The organism is Mycoplasma sp. 13536 (assembly GCF_055523495.1).
The window spans coordinates 817,368-833,839 of sequence record NZ_JBVFVC010000001.1 but is presented as its reverse complement, the minus strand read 5'-3'; the positions used below and the strand labels follow the sequence as shown (position 1 = coordinate 833,839).

Here is a 16,472-nt window from a genome sequence, read left to right as displayed (position 1 = left end):
ATGCAAGATAAAAATTTATTAATTATTTCAAATATCTTTGCTAAACCCAAAAAAAGTAAATTTTGAATTTCTAAATTTCAAGATAAAAATTTAGAACATGATATTTATATTCCTGAAATTTATTTAGATAAAAAAGCTACAGGGTTTTTAATTCCATCCCAAAATAAAAATTTGACTTTTGATAAATTAAAAAAGCTTTTAACCAAAGATCAAAAATCAAATATTTTTTTATATTCATATGACCATGACTTACAAACTTACCAAAGCCATAAAGATCATTATAAACACCTTGCCTACTTAGATTTAAATAATTTATCTTTACAACAAACAACTAAAAACTCGTTTTATTTATTTTGAAAACAATGTATTAAAATCACAAAGCAAGAACTTGCTAACAAAAGCAAAAATATTTTTGATACAAAATATTCCTTAAATACTAAAAATTATTTATTTCCTAAAATATACTTTTTTGCTAATCAATTGCAAGCTACAGGGAAAGAATTTAAACGTTTACTAGATTTATTTATTGAAAGATATAATTATAAAAATAAAGCATCTTTAAATATTGATTTAATGCTTAAGGATGCTTTTGCTTGAATTAAGAATTATGAAGAAGAACTAACAAATTTATTTATTGAATTTTTTAGAGAGTTAAATCTTAGTTCACAAAAATTGCTTCATGATTTAGAAAATAATGAATTATTTTTCCAAGAGCTAAAAATATTGAAATATACCAAAGACATTTTTTACATTAGAAAAATTCATAATAAAACCTTACTCCATGTGTATAATGATTTTAAAATAAAAGCTCTTGATCAAGAACTTAAAACTATTAAAAAATATCACTTAGCTCTTAAAATTAAAAACCAAAAGTTTATTAGTACTATTATTAAAAAGCAAAAAGAAAAATTAAGAATTATTAGAAATTATCTTAAAAACACAAATAATAATAATTTTCAAGCAAAATTTGATTTATATAAAAATAAATATTTAACAAATAATATTATAAATTTTTGAACTAAAAATAAATCACATTTTGAATATTTAGAAGAGGATTTAATTTTTGATTTAGATAATCTAGTTAATGAAGAACTTAATTCATTCTTTGAAAAAATTCCATTTATTCCTAGTTCAAACAAATTTAATTTTTATAAACAAATTAAATTATTAAAAAAGAGTATTAGGTATGAACTTAATATTAACTTTACCAAATTTTATAATATCTCTTTAAATAATAAAAATAAGATTAATAATATTATTCAAAAATTAGAAAAATATAAAAAACAAGCTCAAAACTCGTTTTTAGTAAAACAAAAAAAATATAAAGATAAAGATAATAATCATATTTTACATTTAGCTGAACAAATAAAAACTAAGAATGCTCAATTAGTATGGGAACAGCGTAAAGCATTAGAATTATTCAAAAAAAAATTAGAAGCACGCGAACTAAAATTAGTACGTATTTTAAAAAATTTAAAAAGTTTTCAAAATCTCACTAATAGATTTTACAAATATGTATCTAAACTTGCTTTTGCTTTAAAACTTGATCAAAAACAAAGTAACTTGTTAGATAAAATTAAATCTAAGAGATATTTAAATCACATTGTTAACTTTAGTTTTTACTTTTTTGATAAAATTGCTAATTTTATACTTTCTAAATATAAAGCTAATTATACATTTAAAGAATTATATTTTTCAATTTTAAAATTTATTGAAGTTTATAGGTCACTTGGATTAAATTTATCTGATTATTTTATTGATTGTAATTTATTACCAACCTTAAATTTATTTAAATTAAATTTAGGATTTCAAGCATTAAAAAAACCTAAATTCATATTTATTAATGATCTTATGATAAGCGAAAATAATGATTATAAGGATCAAATCCAAAACATCTTAATAAACCTTGCAAAAGTTTATAATTTTAATTATGTTTTTATATCTCATGATTTTAAATATTTAACTAAATATTACTCAGAAATTTATGTTTTTAATGACTATACCCTGTTAGAACTTGGATATACCCAAAATATTCTTGCTAATCCAATTAATCCAACTGTGAAAAGTTTAATTATTAGTAATCATATAGATTATTCACAAGATAATTATTCCAAAGCTAATTTTATTAATTTTAGTTTTTTTAGAATAACTAATAATGAATATCATTATATTTTTATTAATTGATCTAACTTTATTTTGTGAACATTAAAAACTGTAAATATGCAAGAAGGATCTGAAGATGATGTTCAAGATTCTGAATTATATAATGCTGTTATAGAACTAGATTTTTCAATTGATGAAATAGAAAATATGCCAAGTTTATATTACTTAGAAAACAACCGAGATTTATTGAAAGATTATTGGGCATGGTTAATTAAAGATAGAAATGATAATTTTAACATTTTTATTAATGACTTAAATTATTAAAAAATTCGGTTTTAAAACCGAATTTTATAATTTTGTTATTTCGATAACAGGGGTTTTTTGTTTGCTTTGACTTTCTATTACCTTAAAAGCTATCGTTTCATCTAAGACAAAACGAGAATTTTTATATAGTTTTGGTTTATTAATTTTATTAGTCAATCACTGGTATAAATACATGTCTAATTCATTTTCGTTAAGTAAGTCTTCATCAATTTCTAATTGTTTAAAAACTTCGCTCATTTTAACGTCTTCTTTAATTCGTGCACGTTCTAATGATATTTCATAGATTTTATGATCATCGTCATATTCATCATATATTTCACCTACTATTTCTTCAATAATATCTTCAATGGTAATAATACCAATAATATTTGATGAAGAATTATTTTCAACTACAAATGCCATTTGGGCACGTTCGGCACGCATTTTTTCTAGTGCGCTTGATAAAATTGAATTAGCTGATATATTCGGTACTCTTTTAATATAATTCATAATTTTCCCACGTTGCAAGTGAAAAATGTCTTTTAATAATAAAATACCAATTAATTGACCACCATGCATAACAGGCAAACGTGAATAATTTGTTTCTTTGAAAATCTCATGAGCTTCTTTCACAGATGATCTAAAACTAATAGATGTAACATCTTTTAGTTTTATATAGTGAGAAGACACCTTAGTTGAATCTAAGTCTAAGGCTTTTTGTGCTAACATGCTTTCGCCTGCTTGCAGAACTCCTTCTTCTTGGGCTAAGTTAATAATACTTTTTAGATCTTCTTCAGAATTAGTTACATAAACCCTTGTTGTTAGTTTTGAAAAAGGCCAAGTAAGAATTCAAAAAATTCAAAAGTTAACATCAATATACCAACTAAAAAATTGTAAGTATTTTTTGGGATTTTTCTTTGCAATCAATTTGGGAGTAATTTCGCCAAATAAAACCAACAAAGGAGTTACTAAACAAATTGAGATAATTAACCGGCTTGTTTCATTAGTAAGTAATAATCCTAGCATATAAGACGTTAAAGTGGCAGAAGCTACATTAACTAAATTATTGGCTATTAAGATAGTTGTTAAAATGCGGTTAAATCTTTTATGGTGTTTTTCGATAAGTTTAGATGATTTTTCATTATTTTCTTTCATTTCGTGAATTTTAACCGCAGATAATGATGAATACGCTGTTTCACAACCACTATAAATTGCACTTAATAAAAATAAGAGTAATAGCCCAACGATAATACTCACAAAAAGTGGAATATTTAAGGTAGGTTGGCTGGTTAAAGTTGATGTTGCTTGTTGAGTTGAGGCATACCTCGAGTATATGTCCATGATTCTCCTAATATTTTCGTTCGTAGAAGGTTACTTTGGCACCTTCATAAAGTAATTCACCTTCTCCAATTGGTCCACTACGGTTTTTAGCAATGGATAAATCAGTTAGAATATGTGAATTAAAACTATTGAATTGGTCTTGATTGTTATCTGGTTTTAATTTTGTTTGATTTCGACTTAAAAAGATTACAATATCAGCATCTTGCTCTATGGCTCCTGATTCTCTTAGATCACTTAATTGGGGCTTTTTATTTTCGCGACTTTCAACAGTTCTTGATAATTGTGATAATGCTAAAATTGGAATTTTTAAATCAATTGCTAAAACTTTTAAAGCTCTTGAAATTTGCGCTACTTCATTTTGACGATTACCACTAAATTCACTACCTGAGATTAATTGTAAGTAATCAACAATCAATAAACTCAATCCATTTTTATTTGTGGTTTGTATCTCTTTGTGCAATTGCTTAATTTTTCAAACTAAATCTGAAATTTTGCTTGAAGTATTATCATCAAAATGTAAATTAGTAATATTTTTATTCCTTGAAATAACTGATCTTAAAATGACTAAATCGTTTTGTTCTAATAATTTGGGTTTTTGTAATTTACCAAGGTTAATTGAAGCTAAAGATGAATAAAACCTGGTGGTTAGTTCAGTATAAGGCATCTCTAATGAAATAAAAGCACAACTGTATGGCCTAATAATTTGTCCTTGTGCATCAACTTGCTCTTCTTGGGTAATATTTTTAGCTATATTTAATGCAAGGGCTGTTTTACCTACCCCGGGTCTTGCTGCTAAAATAATTAATTGTCCTGGCTTAAAACCTTGAATTAAATTATCAATTAAATCATAACCAGTTTTTAATCCTTCATTAGTATCATTCACTAGTCCTTGTGATATTAATTCTTCAAATTCTTGGGTTGCTTCATTAAATGGAATAAAAGAACTATTCTGTAAAGATGAAGAATAGTTTTCTTCTAAGAAGGTGGTAAAATCTTGAACTGAATCTTGAAAGTTTAAATTTTTTTTAGTGTTTAAGGCTTTAAGCGAGGCTTGGTAAAAAGTTTCTAAATTACGCATTTTGAGCAATTCAATTAATTGCTCAATTTTATCTAAAAAATTATCAGCATTAGCAAATAATGAATTAATTTCATTAATTAAAGCACTAGTTACTTTTGGGTATTTGTGTTTTAAGTCTTCAGCTTCAACAAATTCCTGAATTTCGTAATAATCGTTAAAAACCCCAACACCATGGATGTTTTTATTACGTTTTTCATTAATAAATTCGAAAAGTTGTCTATTATCATCATGATAAAAGTGTTCACCAGTTAAATATTGGCAAGCCGTCTGTTGTCTATTTGCATCATCCATCATTAAGTTTAAAACACTTTTTTCGGTTAAATCATCATTGAATAAGGTTTGTTGGTTATTTAAAAATTCAAAACTTTCAAAATTATGGTATTTTCAAATATGTTTTTTTCTATTTTTTTTCATTAGTAATGTTTAAGAATATGCGTAAGGTTGCTTCAATTTCTTTGTAGATATAAACTTTAATTTCATGATTTCCATGTGAAACTAGGTGGATTTTTTGTAATGCATGTTTAGGCAATTTAAAGCCTAGTTCTTTAAGTTTTTTATCAATATCTTTAGTAGAAATTAAACCATGCACATTTAAATTCCCGTTTTTGTCAATCGTTGCTGATAATTGGAATTTTAATGTTAAATCTTCTATTTTAGATTTTAATTCGTGCGCTTGAGAACGCTTTTCGTGTTCGTCAGCAACTAAATTATCTAAAACTTTATTTAATTTAGCTAAATTGGCTTCATTGTAAGCAACTGCAAAACCTTTTTTTATTAAAAAATTGGTTCCGTATCCAGCTGATACTTCAATTATGGTATTTGCTTTACCATCTTTACAATCTTTAGTTAATATTACTTTCATTTTTAATTAATCTCCCTGCGGTTGTTATAGCATGTTTGACATTATCAACAAATGTTTCTAAATCTTCTTGACTAGTTGCGGCTGCTGCATTAAAGTGGCCTCCTCCTCCAACAGCCTCGCAGATAATTTGAACATTTGTATTAATGCCTCTTGCACTTAGTTTATAGATATTTTTTTTATTTTCTAACTTAGCAATAACAAAGGAAGCAATTCTTCCTTTGATACGTAAGATTTCATTTGCTGCTATTGAAATTTCATCATTCGAGGCTTCAATATTAGAATATGCTAAGAAATGTCCTTTTTTAATTTCGTAAATATTTTCAATCAATGATTGAATTTTATCATTAGTGCTGTGGTCTATTTTTAATACTTCAACACTTCGAGATGAACTAGCATTTTGACTTTGCAATCATGATGCAGCTGCAAAGGTACTTGAAGTTACTGATTTTGAAAATTGGCTTGTATCAAGCATAATTCCATTGAGCAACATTTGAGCGGCTAATTTAGATAAAACAAACTTATTTTCTAAAAAGGTAAGAATTTCTGTCACGATTTGGCAAGTACTTGAAGAACTTGTTTCAACATAACAATTAGTTTTTAATGCAAAATCAGTTTGTTTTAATAAACGATGGTGGTCGAGAATAAAAATATTTTCACGTTTCACATTTATAATTGCCTTTGGATTATCAGTTCGCTCAGGATCAGCCACATCAACAAAGATAATTAGTGAATTAATATTGGTATTTTTTAAAGCAAAACTAGAATTATAAACAATGTTATTTTTGGGAATTTTATAATCTTTAATCATTTGAGTAGTAGTTGAATCAAAAGCATCTGAAATAATATAAGGTTTCTTTTTAAAATGTTTAACTAGTTCATAAACAGCATAAGCGGCACCCCAAGCATCTAAATCTGCTAATTGGTGACCATAAATAAAAACTTGATCAATACTTTCATCTAAAAGTTTTTGTTCTAATTGCTCTGCCAGATACCTAATACGTGTTTTTGAATTATCTTTTAAAACTTCAGTATTTGAACCTAAGAAAAAAGTTGGTACAAAGTTTGTTTGAATAGCTATTTGATCTCCACCACGAGACTGAGCTTGAGTCAAAGCATTTTTGGCTTTTTCGATTTTTGTTTTTAGTGATATTCATCCGTAAGAAAATCCTCCGCTAATAGTTAGTTTTTTAACTAATTTATCACTAAGAACATTTTTTATATTAAAAAATAAATTAAAGTTTTCGTTAATTAATTTATGAATACTTTCTTCATTTGTAAAAATCAAGAATTTACCATTTGTATATTGCCGATAAATAAAATTATACTTTTGACTATATTCACTTAGCACAGTTACTAAAATACTATTAATTTTAAATAATTGTTCTTCAGATAAAATTGACTGATATAGCAAATAGTTATCAATTTCAATTTCACCAATAACTGGCATTTGTTCTTGTGCTTGAATTTTATAAATATTTTCACTTGTTACATCACGAAAAATTAATAAATGCTCTGTTGGAAAAATTTGCAATTGGAAATATTGATCCTTAAAATTAATTAATAAGTATTTATCAAAAGGTAATTTATTATTTACTAAATTTGGATCAAGAGTTTTAATCATATTGGCTAAATTCACTCCAATAAAATCTTGACCAAATGTTGTTTTAATATAGTTTGTAGTTCAAATTATTTCATGGTTAGTATTATAAATGCACATGCCAAGATTATTTTGGTCTAAAATATCATGTAAAATTTTATTAAATGAAGTATCAATTATTTTCTTGTTTTTGGCAAAATTTCTTGCTCCCCAATAAACAATCAAAATTGTTATTGTTAATAACGAAATAATTGCAACCGAAATAATAGCAGAAACAATTGCCTTATTATAGTCATTTAGTGATGTTAAAATTATTATAATACTTAGCAATAGTGAAAGTATCCCAGGAATCAGTCAAATTAATGATTTTTTACTAAATTTCATTTTTACTTCCTTTACTTTATATATAAATACTTAATAATTTATATTATAACATTTTTAAACTTTTATGGCTTTCTTTTGTGTAAAAAAAGATCTTAATGATCTTTTATTTGTGTTCGTGAAAAGAAAGGATTAAGGTAGCGATAATCACTCCTAAAAATAAAATTGCCAATGTAATTAATCATTTATGTTTACTAAAATGTTGGTGGTAAAATTCGGGAAAAAATTCCACTAATGATGTGAAAATAAATATTCCACCAACCCCTGCATATAACATTGCTTTACCAGAGTAATCAATTGAGCCACCTGCAAACATGCCTATTACCATAAAAGGCAAAAATAAAAACAAACCTAAGAATGATAATAATAGTGCTTTAATAGGCGTATAGCCAGATTCTTTTAACCTTATATAAAAAACAATTTCTTCAGGTATTAAATGAATAATTAATGAAAAAAAGTAGGCAAATGTAATTGAATAGTTAACTTCGCCAATTTCATTTGGGGTAAATAAACTAAGGTTGTAACCTAATAACAAACCTTCGGGGATTCGGTGAGTTAAAAGTAATAATAAAGCGATAATTTTTAGCTTTGCCTCTGTTTTTTTAAATATTGTCGAATTGGCAATGTCTATTTTATCTTGAGAATTAAAAATATAATCTTCATGAATGTGGTGATGATGTTCATGATCATTATTATGATCATGAACAAAAACACTAAGTGATTTATGCTTCAAAAGTTTTTTGTTAAATTGATATGATAAAACAAATTTAATAAAAAAAGCAAATGTAAGGCCAATTATTAAACCGACAACCACAAATAAAATATTATATCCATATAATGCAATTTTAGTATAGTCTCGTCCAAATGTTTTAGATACAAATAAATATGAATTTTCGAGGGCTTCACTTAAAAACCCAAAGGTTGCTAGGACAATAAAAAAACCTGTCGAAAAAGCATATACGTAAATACTAAAGGATTTTTTCGATAAATATTTATTTAAAAAAGGTAAGAATAATGAAATTAAAATTGGTATTAGAAGCATTGCTGCTAAAAATATTAAAATTAACAGAAGTTTTGCTATTATTTCATTATTTAAGTTATTTGATAAAGAGTTATATAAAGTTTCGATTCAACGCATTATAAGTTATGTTTAATTTCAATATTATGATACACTTCTTGAACATCATCATCATCTTTAAGTTTATCAACAAATTCAAGCAATTTTTTCTCTTTTTCTGAATCGTATTCAACATACATATTTGGAATATATGTTACTTCACATTGGGTGAAGTTTTCAACACTTAAAGCTGCTTCAACGGCATTTTTTAAATTACTGAAGTTTTCGGGTGAGCAAGTTAAGATAAATGAAGCATCAGTCTCTTGTACATCTTGTGCATTATTTTCTAAGGCAACAAAAGTTACTTCATCATTTGAATAATTTTGTTTTTCAAATTCAATAACACCTCTTTTATCAAAAGCAAATGGCAATTGCCCAGTTTTTCCTAAAGTTGCATTTTGTTTGTTGAAATATGCCTGAATATTTGATTTAACACGATTTACATTATCACTTAAAGTAACAACGATAAAAGTTGCTCCACCACTTACTGTAGCATTGAATAATAATTCAGTGTACGTTTCTGAATTTTTAGAACCTTTAGCCTTCGCAATAGCCCTTTCAATATTATCTTTTGGCATATTTTTTGCTTTAGCTTTAGTAATTGCTAATTTTAAAGCTGGGTTCATATCTGGATCTGGCCCAAGAGATGCTGCTACAAAAATTTCTTTTGAAAGTTTTTGGAATATTTTTCCTCTTGCTGCATCTTGTGCTCCCTTACGGTGTGCAATATTTGCTGAATGTGAATGTCCTGCCATAATTTTCTCCTATTTTATGTTTCTAACTGTATATATTTTATCACGTTTATGTTGTGTTATTTTATGTTTATATTCTATTTTATCGATAGTTTCTCTATCTAAAAATTCTACTAATTTTTCTCTATTATTATTATAATGATTTAAATAAAAATCTAAATTATTATAACTAAAACCTAGTTCAAGTTCATCACTTTGACCTTCCCATAGTCCGGCACTTGGTGTTTTGTTGATAATTTGGTTTGGAACATTTAACAAACTTGCCAAAAATCTAACTTCTCCTTTGGTAAGTTTTGAAATTGGCAATAAATCGGCCCCGCCGTCGCCAAATTTGGTAAAGTAACCTATAAAAACTTCATCAGCATTATCAGTTCCTAAAACTAAATAATTATGTTCTTGGGCTAGGGCATATAATGTACTCATTCTTAGCCTTGGTTTGATGTTAGCAATCGCTAAATCATTTTTTAAATTTAGTTGGTTTGATAAAGATTCAAAAGTTTTGCTTAAGTCAACTCTTTGAAAAGTATCGTTAAAGTTTTTTTCTAATAATTTAATATGATCTAAATCACTTTGAATCATATTATTAATTGGCATAACAACACCAAGGGTGGATTTAGGCATAATTGATTTCGCAATTGCATAAACTAATGAAGAATCAACTCCGCCACTAATTCCAACTACAAATCCCTTTGCATTTGCATTTAGCATTCGAGACTTTAAGAAGTTTTGAATTTTCTTTAAGTACTTTAATGCAATTTCGCGGTCATAACTTACTTGAAAATTATTATATTTACTAATTTTACTCATTTTACTCCTTTTTTGGAAATTTTAATATATAAAATTAAATATAAAGTATACTTTTTACGGTTTTTGTAATTTTTAGATTTTATATTTAATTATTTATTAATTAGATCTTTAATATTTTAATGTATAATAATGAAATATAAAAATTTTTATTTAAAATTATTTGAAAAGTTGTTTTTAATAAAAAATAACTTTTAACATTATAATAGTATATTGATTTTTTGGAACTTAATTAAATTTTAATTTCCGAAAAAAAATATTTATTAAAATCAGAATTATGGGAGAAATATGAAAGAAAATAAATTAACATTAAGTGCTTTAATCTTAGATAAAAAGAAAGCTTGTGTGCCTGGTGCAATTATAGAGCAAGAATTTTTTAATAATGCTGATCACCTTGCTTTTAAAAGATTTAAAAAAGGTGATAGTTTTGTTGTCGTCTATCATGATGAAAAAAATACCATTGATTCGCGTGCTATTTTAGCAACATTTTTACGTATTGTTGAAGTAAACACCCCAAATGGCAAATGACATAAAATAATTTTTAAATCAAGAAGTTATTTTGATGTAGATGATATTGGTTTAATTGTATACGACGAAAGCGATCCAAAGGCTCCATATAAGTTTTATCCACAAATCCAATATGAAGAAATTGCACAAAAATATGATCTAGGTCAAATTTCATTTGGTGTAATTGGTGAACGTGATGATTTAGACTTATTTACTGATCTAAATGCATCTCAAAACGAAAATGATTTAATGAGATATTATGACATTTTTAGATCATTACAAAACCCTATTGAAAGAGATGCTGATAATAGCAAAACTTTTGAAGAAATTTTCTTTATTAATCAACCTCTTTCTGATCAATATGCTTCAATTAACTACCTTGAAGAATTAGTCCGTAAATATACTGAGTATAACTTTAAAAAACATGGTTTTGAAAGTACTAAAGAATTTTTATTAAGTGCTATTTCATATTTAAATAATGATTATTTTGATCGTGGAACAATGTATCATGAATTTTCAATATCAGAATTACAAGAAATTTTACGCCGTATTAGTGAATTTTTAGGGTTATCTGCCGGAATTTCAAAACAAGTTCAAGAAAATATGAATAAAAAAGTATCTAATCAACATAAGGAATTCATAATTCGTGAAAAGGTTAAAATTTTACAAGAAGAGCTAGCAAATATTAATGTTCCAATTGTGGAAGATGAATATGCAAATGACTTACGCGATAAAACTAAAACACAAATTTATCCTGATTCAGTTAAAAAATTAATTACAGAAGAAAATAAGCGTTCAAGCGAAATGATGCCAGCTTCCCCAGAAGCTTCAATTTCAAAAACTTTTGTTTCCACATTAAAAAAATTACCTTGAAGAAAAACACAAAAAGAATTTTTAGATATTAAACATGCCCGCGCAGTTTTAGAAAAATATCACTATGGATTAGATAAAGTTAAAGAAAGAATTGTTGAATATATTGCAGTTATTATTAACCAAAAAAATAATGAGAGAAAATCTGCTAAAAAACTCAAACTCGATAATCAACTAGAAGTAGATTTAAACTTATTTAAAGAAGATAATAAAAAAGTTCAAGAATTCAATAATGTTCCGATTATTTGTTTAGTTGGTCCTCCTGGTACTGGAAAAACTTCTCTTTCTAAAGCAATTGCTGAATCATTGCAACGTAAATTTGTAAAAATTTCTTTAGGAGGAGTCCATGAAGAGAGTGAAATTAGGGGTCATCGTCGCACATATGTTGGTGCGATGCCCGGAAAAATTATTAAAGGTATTTTAAAAGCAGAAGTTTCAAACCCTGTTATTTTACTTGATGAAATTGATAAGATGGCATCAACTAATAAAGGAGATCCAGCTAGTGCAATGCTGGAAGTTTTAGATCCAGAACAAAACTCTAAATTCCAAGATCATTATCTTGAACATGAATATGATTTATCTAAAGCAATCTTTATAGCAACGGCAAACTATTATGAAAGTATTCCGCACGCCTTAATTGACCGTGTTGAAATTATTGAACTTTCATCTTACACTTTAACGGAAAAAATTCATATTGCTCGAAAACATTTACTTTCTAAAGCGATGCAACAAGTTGCTTTACCTGAAGATTACTTGCAACTAAGTGATGAAACACTTAAATATATTATTCAACATTATACTTCTGAAGCCGGTGTACGGGGATTAAAACGTATTTTAGATAAAATCGCACGTAAATTAACAGTTAAATTGTTAGAAACTAAACAAAAAGATTGACCAAAACATCATGCTGTTGAAATTGAAGATTTAGAAGATTTATTAGGAGTTGCTCTTTACAAGAAAAATAAAGAAATTGAAGAAGAAAAACCAGGAACCGTTAATGGTCTTGCCTATACTTCAACTGGTGGTTCATCATTGCAGATCGAAGTTAATATTTTCCCTGGAAAAGAAGAGATAAAAATCACTGGATCATTAAAAGAAGTTATGAAGGAATCTGCTCAAATTTCTGTCTCATATGTTCGTTCTAATGTTGAAAAATTTGGTATTAGTGGATTTGATTTTGACAAACATACAATTCACATTCACGTTCCTGAAGGCGCCGTTCCTAAAGATGGGCCTAGTGCAGGTGTAACATTTACAACTGCCTTAATTTCTGCATTGAAAAAATTCCCAGTTCCACCAATTTATGGAATGACTGGTGAAATCACCCTACGTGGTAAAGTTTTAGATATTGGTGGATTAAAAGAAAAATCTTTTGCAGCAAACCAAAAAAATATTCAAAAAGTATTTATTCCATATGGTAATATTAATAATTTAAGGGATATACCAGCTGAAATAAAAAATACATTAACATACATTCCTGTTAAAAATTACGAAGAAATATACAACGTAATTTTCAACAAGAAAAAACCATTAAAAGTAATTAAAGAATAGTATGGGCAAGCACTTCACTGCCAAATCATTTACACTTTTTACAATCAACTTCATCGTTGGTTTAGGTTTTATAACCACAATAACCAGTGTTTTAAATCTTGGTTATTGGGGTTATCTTGTTATTGTATTATCTTTATTGACTGTTTTGGGTACATCATTAGTATTTTCCCGTTTATCCAACGTATATAGCGATCATTACGGAGGATCATATGCCTTTGCCAGAAATATAGATGATGATATAACAAATCACACTTACTCAATGAAGAAAAATTCAAAATTATCAATGCATCAAAGATTTAATCGCTCTTTTAAACGTAATTTTATTTTCTTTATTGGTTGAAACCAATTTATTCAATCGCCAATTTTATCTTCAATTTCGCCCTTGCTTTTGTCAAGAATTATTGAAGATATTCTTAGCCAAAATACACCTAACCTAATTATAATTATTTGAATTATTAGACCTTTAGCAGTATTATTATTTGGGATTTTAATTATTATTTCTACTTTTGGTTTAAAACTTAGTAAAAAAGTAATTTTAGCAAGTTCAATTTTAAAATGGTTAGTCCTTGGACTTGGGCTAATTTTACTAATTACCCAAATTACAAATCTAGGTTACCATGAAAGTTTTGTGCGTTCTAAAAATATCAGCACCAAACTTATTTTTTCTAGTACTCTACTGTTTATTTTTGCTTTTGCGGGAATTGAAGACATGGCTGCTATGACCAAAGATGTGCATTTTAAAAATTTTAGAGTAATTTTACTTAGCGCAATCGGGTTAGTTTTTGTTTTTTACATGATTGCTTACTCTGTAATGCTAGGACTACGCGAAGCATTTATTGATAAAAAGTTTCATGAATACTATAATTTATCTTTAGGAATTTTTGGTTTAATCATCTTTGTGGTTGGTTTTATATCTGGAGATATTGGTTATAAAATAACTCAAACTGTTTCAAGTGCACGAAAATTAGTGCCACTGGCTCAAGATAATTTAATCGTTGAATCTTTAGCATTAAAGAACAAAAATAACGAATACAAAAAAGCAATTATTTTTGTTGCCTTTTATACACTTGTATCAATGGTTGTTTTATGTTTAATTGTATTACTAGCCCCCAAAGAAAAACAAAGCGATTATTTTGATGCTGTAATTAACATGAGTTCAATTGCTTTATTACTTGAAGATATCATGACCTTTATTGTTGCCTTTATCTTGGAAAAGAAGAAAAAAATTACAAGAATACCTCTTTGAGAGAAAATGGCATATGTTGCTGGAATTATATGAGCATCATTTTTGTTAATTACATTTTTTGTACCAGGTATTTTTGGTGCTAGTTTAAATAGTGAAGTGATCTTTACTATTTTTGGATACCTTGCATTCTTAATTTCGGGCTCTTTAATTCGCTATTATTCATATTATAAATACAAACAAAAACTTAAACACATGAAACAAAAAGCAATTTTATATCATCACTAAAATCCTAGTTTAAACTAGGGTTTTTTAGTGATTTTAAAGGTGGATTTAGGCCTTTTATAACGACTTAGTTCCTAAAAAAAAAAAAAAAACAGCTAAAAATATTTTTAAGGCTGTATTCAAGGCATGAAAATATATTATGTTTGTAGGTTTATGCATACAGAATTTAACAATATAAAGTATAATTAAATACGTAATAATATATAGGAGGTAAATTCAATGACAAATGAATTATTTGAGAAGAAAAGAATTTATGTTAATTATAATTCTAAAATTAGTTCTAAATCGAAGAACCAATGAATTTTTATTTATAAAATTATCTTAATTCTTTTCTTTTTTGCTGGAGCTTTGTCGCTATTTTTAACACTTGACAAATCACTATTCCCAGCAACTTTAATTAAAGTTAACAGCACTAGTGCAAACTTGCAAGATTTTATTTCATTTGAAACGATTACAAAGCAAGAAAACAATGCCGTTGTCTTAATAAGGTTTAGTATTTTAATGTTTGTATTTTTATTTAGTATTTTCAAAAATTACTCAAATATTAATACGCAAAAAGAAAAATTAAAACATTATTCAATATTCTATGTTTTATACTTTTTGTTATCACTTGTTTCATTAATTTTATTTTACACATTTATTTTAACCAAAAATGATAATGGTGCAGAAGTAAAATTTAGAGCATATCAATACTTAGAATTAATTTATATTTTAATTCCCTTATTATTGATTAACGTTGCTTTTGAAATATATAACTTTTTAATTAAAAGAAAGTCAGACCCTGTTTTATATAAGTCTACTTGACCTTTAATTATTCAGGTTATTTCCCAAGTTGTATTAACTACTTTTGTGTTATTTAATGTATTGCTTTGAGTTTCATATTCAAAAGCAAATGGGGCAAGATTATTCAGAAACACAACAGGAAATGAACAAAAATATTGAAACTTTGTTGATCAATTATTTAATATTAAAAGTTTTGGTAATTTAGCTATTATTGCTGTTTCATTTATTTTCGTAATATTCTTAATCTTCGGAGCAAACGTAATTAAATTACAAAAATTATCAGAAAAGAATATTTACAAACATCAAGATAAAGATTCTTTCTTAATTGCACTTGTATTTGCTTTATTAGTGACAGTGTGATTAGCAACACTTTTACTACAAGATCCTGCTAAATTTGCGATTTTAGGTGCGGAAGCCACTTACAACTTTAACAATGGGATTATTATCCTATTAGCAATTCTAGCAACTGGATTATATTTCTTAGTTTCATACTTAAAATACACTAAGACAAAAAACCCATCAAATTTAATTATTAGATTTTCAATAGCACAATTATTAATTTGATTACCATTTATGGTATCTGTAATTCAATTTGAAAATTCTAATTTTATGATTATTAATTTATTAGTAATTAGTCTTTTATCAATTTCCACATTTACTCACTACATACTAGTAAATAAATTTATTAACAAGTTAACATTTATCATGTTAGTAATGATCTTTTCATTCAAAATTATTTTATTATTAATCTTAGGTTTAAACCACCAATTATTAATTAATAACAATTATGTTTTGGTTTCAGTGCCAACCCCAATTTCAGTAATTAAAATTATCGTTATTGTATATGTAGCTTCAATATTTACATTATTTGTAGTACAAGCATTACAGTTAGAAACTCTTGTAACCTTAAGAATGTTTAAAGAAAAAAGATTTAGTTTAAAGAAGGGAAACTAGC

At 26.4% G+C, this 16,472-nt stretch carries 11 protein-coding genes; 4 read left to right on the top strand and 7 right to left on the bottom strand.

Annotation, left to right across the window (positions count from 1 at the left end):
• Window positions 1-2,427 (top strand): MAG1360 family OppF-related protein, encoded by a 2,427-nt coding sequence (locus AC0B4N_RS03320; protein ID WP_465102437.1) that lies wholly within the window; start codon window positions 1-3, stop codon window positions 2,425-2,427.
• A gap of 24 nt (window positions 2,428-2,451) precedes the next feature.
• Here the strand turns inward: AC0B4N_RS03320 and AC0B4N_RS03315 are convergent, their stop codons facing one another.
• The 7 genes from AC0B4N_RS03315 to nadE form a co-directional block, all read right to left on the bottom strand.
• Complete coding sequence (locus tag AC0B4N_RS03315; RefSeq protein ID WP_465102436.1) at window positions 2,452-3,747, bottom strand: CNNM domain-containing protein; 1,296 nt, start codon at window positions 3,745-3,747, stop codon at window positions 2,452-2,454.
• A gap of 7 nt (window positions 3,748-3,754) precedes the next feature.
• On the bottom strand, window positions 3,755-5,239 hold the full coding sequence (locus AC0B4N_RS03310; RefSeq protein WP_465102435.1) for a replicative DNA helicase: 1,485 nt from the start codon (window positions 5,237-5,239) through the stop codon (window positions 3,755-3,757).
• Window positions 5,226-5,687 (bottom strand): 50S ribosomal protein L9, encoded by a 462-nt coding sequence (gene rplI / locus AC0B4N_RS03305; protein WP_465102434.1) that lies wholly within the window; start codon window positions 5,685-5,687, stop codon window positions 5,226-5,228. The genes AC0B4N_RS03310 and rplI overlap by 14 nt, the downstream gene beginning before the upstream one ends.
• A complete protein-coding gene (locus AC0B4N_RS03300) occupies window positions 5,668-7,668 on the bottom strand; it encodes a GGDEF domain-containing protein (RefSeq protein ID WP_465102433.1) in 2,001 nt (666 codons plus the stop codon). Before AC0B4N_RS03300 ends, rplI begins: the two co-directional genes overlap by 20 nt.
• Window positions 7,669-7,771: 103 nt before the next feature.
• The gene (locus tag AC0B4N_RS03295) at window positions 7,772-8,803 is read right to left on the bottom strand and encodes a ZIP family metal transporter (protein ID WP_465102432.1); all 1,032 of its coding nucleotides are present in this window, start codon (window positions 8,801-8,803) and stop codon (window positions 7,772-7,774) included.
• On the bottom strand, window positions 8,803-9,537 hold the full coding sequence (locus AC0B4N_RS03290; protein WP_465102431.1) for a YebC/PmpR family DNA-binding transcriptional regulator: 735 nt from the start codon (window positions 9,535-9,537) through the stop codon (window positions 8,803-8,805). The genes AC0B4N_RS03295 and AC0B4N_RS03290 overlap by 1 nt, the downstream gene beginning before the upstream one ends.
• Window positions 9,538-9,546: 9 nt before the next feature.
• A complete protein-coding gene (gene nadE, locus AC0B4N_RS03285; RefSeq protein WP_465102430.1) occupies window positions 9,547-10,341 on the bottom strand; it encodes an NAD(+) synthase in 795 nt (264 codons plus the stop codon).
• Window positions 10,342-10,626: 285 nt separating this feature from the next.
• Here nadE and lon point away from each other — a divergent pair, with 285 nt between their 5' ends.
• The 3 genes from lon to AC0B4N_RS03270 all read left to right on the top strand — a co-directional run bounded on the left by lon (window position 10,627) and on the right by AC0B4N_RS03270 (window position 16,471).
• Window positions 10,627-13,266 carry an endopeptidase La gene (lon, locus tag AC0B4N_RS03280; RefSeq protein WP_465102429.1) on the top strand — a complete coding sequence of 880 codons (2,640 nt, stop codon included), beginning with the start codon at window positions 10,627-10,629 and terminating at the stop codon, window positions 13,264-13,266.
• A gap of 1 nt (window position 13,267) precedes the next feature.
• Window positions 13,268-14,737 (top strand): amino acid permease, encoded by a 1,470-nt coding sequence (locus tag AC0B4N_RS03275; protein WP_465102428.1) that lies wholly within the window; start codon window positions 13,268-13,270, stop codon window positions 14,735-14,737.
• Window positions 14,738-14,953: 216 nt separating this feature from the next.
• Window positions 14,954-16,471 (top strand): MSC_0624 family F1-like ATPase-associated membrane protein, encoded by a 1,518-nt coding sequence (locus AC0B4N_RS03270; RefSeq protein WP_465102427.1) that lies wholly within the window; start codon window positions 14,954-14,956, stop codon window positions 16,469-16,471.
• Window position 16,472 lies beyond the last annotated feature (1 nt).